3 protein-coding genes and 1 pseudogene are annotated in these 3,404 nt (G+C 73.0%); 2 read left to right on the top strand and 2 right to left on the bottom strand.

From position 1 onward, the window contains the following. Positions 1-829, bottom strand: an 829-nt coding sequence (locus CCR87_RS00670) for an MFS transporter (protein ID WP_476748495.1), incomplete at its 3' end; no start/stop codon positions are given. Between the two features lie 135 nt (positions 830-964). Here CCR87_RS00670 and CCR87_RS00665 point away from each other — a divergent pair. Then, positions 965-1,591 (top strand): 50S ribosomal protein L25/general stress protein Ctc, encoded by a 627-nt coding sequence (locus CCR87_RS00665; protein ID WP_201155406.1) that lies wholly within the window; start codon positions 965-967, stop codon positions 1,589-1,591. A gap of 196 nt (positions 1,592-1,787) precedes the next feature. Here CCR87_RS00665 and CCR87_RS00660 read toward each other — a convergent pair whose 3' ends face one another. Then, positions 1,788-2,468 (bottom strand): SIMPL domain-containing protein, encoded by a 681-nt coding sequence (locus CCR87_RS00660; protein ID WP_201155405.1) that lies wholly within the window; start codon positions 2,466-2,468, stop codon positions 1,788-1,790. 165 nt (positions 2,469-2,633) lie between these two features. Here CCR87_RS00660 and CCR87_RS00655 point away from each other — a divergent pair. Further along, a pseudogene (locus tag CCR87_RS00655) lies at positions 2,634-3,404 on the top strand (translation initiation factor 2); the annotation flags it as partial.

The raw sequence follows: 3,404 nt of genomic DNA, 5'->3' as shown, positions 1-3,404 counted from the left end.
CCATGCACAGCCCCAGCATCGCCGGACCCAGCGCACCGGTCGCAGGCCCCGCACCCAGCGTACGCTCCAGATGCAGCGCCGACCATGTCTCGGTGCCCGCCTCCAGCAACGAGGCCAGCATCATCACCCCGCCCCCCAGCGCCACCAGCAGCCACAGCCCCGCCACCGGCGCCAGCGGCACCGGCGCGCCCGCCGGGGCGGCCGCCACCATCGCCGGTCGACGCTCCACCGTAAGCGCCACCAGCGGCGCCAGCGCCACCGCCAGCCCCCCCAGCACCAGCACCGGGCCGGCACCGGCATCGCGCGCCACCCCCGTCAGCACCGCCGCCGCAAAGAAGCTGAGCGAATACCCCGCATGGTTGAGGTTCATCAACGGGCGCGCCCGCGTCGCCTCCAGCGCCGCGACCCGGCCGTTCATCAGCACATCCACCACCGCCGAGGCCGCCGCCAGCACCGCCAGCGCCAGCGCCAGATGCCAGACCTGTGTCACCAGCCCCGGCAACACCGCCGCCCCGACCATCGCCGCCGTGGTCACCACCGGCGCGACCGCACGGGCCCGCCCCCATCCGTCCAGCCACCGCCCCAGCCGCGGCGCGCCCAGCATCGCCACCACCGCCACCAGCGCCGCCGCCAGGAACGCCGCGCCCAGCTGCGCGTCGCTGGCCTGGGTCCGCAGCCGCAGATCGGGCATCACCGCCGCCAGCGCGCCCCAGATCGCGCCCATCGCCACCAGCCCCGCCAACGGCACGCGACTGGCGCGCAGATCGGCGCGGTGGCGCGGCGCGGCCGCGCGCGGGCGCGGCGGCAGGGGTGGGGGCGGACGGGCCATCGCGTCGGTGTGCCGTGGCGGGCGGGTACGGGCAAGCCTCTTTCCTTCGGGGCCGAACTGGGCTATCGCGCGACCCGCAGGCGGGCATGCACCCTTGGAGGATGCCCGTGTCTTGCGTGAAACATGGAGACCACAATGGCCAAGGAGATCCCGGATCTCGTGGCCGAGGCACGGACGGGGACAGGCAAGGGGGCCGCCCGTCAAGCTCGTCGTGAGCATCTCGTGCCCGGCATCGTATATGGCGGCGGCGTCGATCCGCTGCCGCTGAACTTCCGTTACAACTACCTGATCAAGCACCTCAAGGCGGGACGCTTCCTGTCGACGCTGTTCAACCTCAAGGTCGAGGGGCATGACGACGTGCGCGTGATCTGCCGCGCCGTTCAGCGCGACGTGGTCAAGGGTCTGCCGATCCACCTGGACCTGATGCGCCTGCGCCGCACCAGCCGCATCAAGCTGTTCATCCCCGTCGAGGTGATCAACGCCGAAACCGCCCCCGGCATCAAGCGCGGCGGCACGCTGGTGATGGTGCGCTCCGAGGTGGAGCTTGAGGTGACCGCGGGCGACATCCCCGATCACATCACCATCGACCTGGCCGGCCACGAGATCGGCGACGTTGTCCATATCGACGACGTCACGCTGCCCGCCGGTGCCAAGCCGGCGATCCAGCGCAACTTCGTGATCGCCAACATCACCGCCCCCTCCGGCCTGCGCTCCAGCGAGAACGCAGCCGAGGACGGCGAGGAGGACGGCGAAGCCGCCTGAGGCGCGGTCCCGCAGCGGATCATGCACACCGAAAAAAGGCGCCGGGGCATCCCCGGCGCCTTTCTTCATGGCGCCCCGTTCCTCATGGCGCCCCGTTCTTCCTGATGCACCGCCCAGCGCACGCGCCCCGAAAGAAGAACGGGGGTGTCGGCGACGCGATGGCCCCATGGACGCCGCGCCGACCCCGGCGCCACCGTCAGTCAGGCGGGCCGAAGACGACCGTGACGCGGGCGCTGAGAGCGATCTCGCCGGTGGCGACGGGCGGGGCCGCGGCCATGTCCATCTCGGCGCCGCGCAGCATCATCGGGCGGGGCGCCTGTGCGCCGTCCTCCTGGATCTGGCGCACCGGCGGCAGTTCCACGCCCGCGGCCTCGGCATAGAGGGCGGCGCGGCGCAGCGCCTCGGCCACGGCGCGGCGCCGCGCGAGGTCCATCGCCGCCTCCGGCTCGGCCAGCCCGAACGACAGACCGTCGAACCGGTTCGCCCCGGCCGCCACCGCAGCCCCGAGCACCGGCCCCAGCACCGTCAGGTCGCGCAGTTGCACCGTCACGACGTTGGCAGCCTCGAACCCATCCGCCGCGGCACCGTCGCGGTCGTTGCGCCAGACAGGGTACAGCGACAACTCGCTGGTCTGCACATCCGCGGGCGCCAGCCCCGCTTCCTCCAGCACCGCCAGCAGGGCCGCGGTCGCGGTCGATGTGGCCTCCAGCGCCGCCTCGGCGGTCTCGGCGCGCTCGCGCACGCCCAGCCGCAGTGTGGCCATGTCGGGGGCGGCCAGCACCCGGCCCTCGGCCGAGACGGTGATCTCGGCCGCCCCCGCAGCCCCGGCCATCGCCGCCAGCAGCGCCGCCGCCACCAGCCTGCGACCTGTTGTCATCCCTGCGCGCATCATCGCCATGTGCCGTCCTCCCGGCCCCGTCGGCACATGCCAGGCGGGGCGATTCACTTACCATTAACTTTGCGTCGGCAGAAAGCTGCTGTAGCGTCCGGGGTGATGCAAGGGGACTCCCTTGTCCGCGATGCGATGTGATACAGGCCCCCCATGGTACCAGACTTTGCCCTTACGCTGTCGCACGAAGGCGTCGCCCTGCTGCATCGCACGCCGCGCGGGTGGCTCAGCGTCGGCGACGTGGCCCTCAACGATCCCGCGCTCGATGCACGGCTTGCCGCGCTGCGCGACACGGGTCTGAGCCTGGCGCCCGCCGGGCAGATGCTCACCAAGCTGGTGATCCCGGACTCGGAGATACTCTATACCGAGGTGACCTCGCCCGGGCCCGACCCGCTGCTGCGCGAGGCCGCGATCCGCGTGGCACTGCAGGGCGCCACCCCCTATGCGGTGGAGGATCTGGTGTTCGACTGGTCCGGCAACGGCGAGCGGGTCCGCGTGGCCGTCGTCGCCCGCCAGACCCTGGTCGAGGCCGAGGCCTTTGCCGACAGCCATGGGTTCGGGCCGGTGTGCCTGGTGGCCCGCCCCGCGCCCGGCGCCTTTCCCGGAGAGCCATGGTTCGGCCGGACCAGCGTTGCCGACACGCTGATCGGCCCCGACGCCGAGGTCTTGCGCGACATCGTCCCGATCGAGGTCGTGGGCCGGGCGGCGATGCCCGCGGCCACCGTCAAGGCGATCTTTGCCCGCTCGGCCGCCGTCTCGCGCGGGTTGGGCCAGACCCCGCCGCGCAGCGAAGGGGCGGAACTGCCCCCGACGGATGCCGACGCAGGCGGGGGTCCCGGCACGGATCCCGGCGCCCCGGCGCCAGCACCCGCACAGCCTGCCGCAGCGACGCCCCCCGCCCGATCGCCAGCACCCGACGCAGGC

The sequence above is a fragment of the Rhodobaculum claviforme genome (assembly GCF_016653255.1).
In the GTDB taxonomy this organism is placed as follows: domain Bacteria; phylum Pseudomonadota; class Alphaproteobacteria; order Rhodobacterales; family Rhodobacteraceae; genus Rhodobaculum; species Rhodobaculum claviforme.
The sequence above is the reverse complement of the archived record's forward strand: the minus strand, read 5'-3'. Positions and strand labels throughout refer to the sequence as shown.

What these genes read in the sequence shown, in the direction of transcription:
- CCR87_RS00665 (WP_201155406.1), top strand. Translation starts at nt 965, where the DNA reads ATGGCCAAGGAGATCCCGGATCTCGTGGCCGAGGCACGGACGGGGACA.
- CCR87_RS00660 (WP_201155405.1), bottom strand. Translation starts at nt 2,468, where the DNA reads ATGACAACAGGTCGCAGGCTGGTGGCGGCGGCGCTGCTGGCGGCGATG.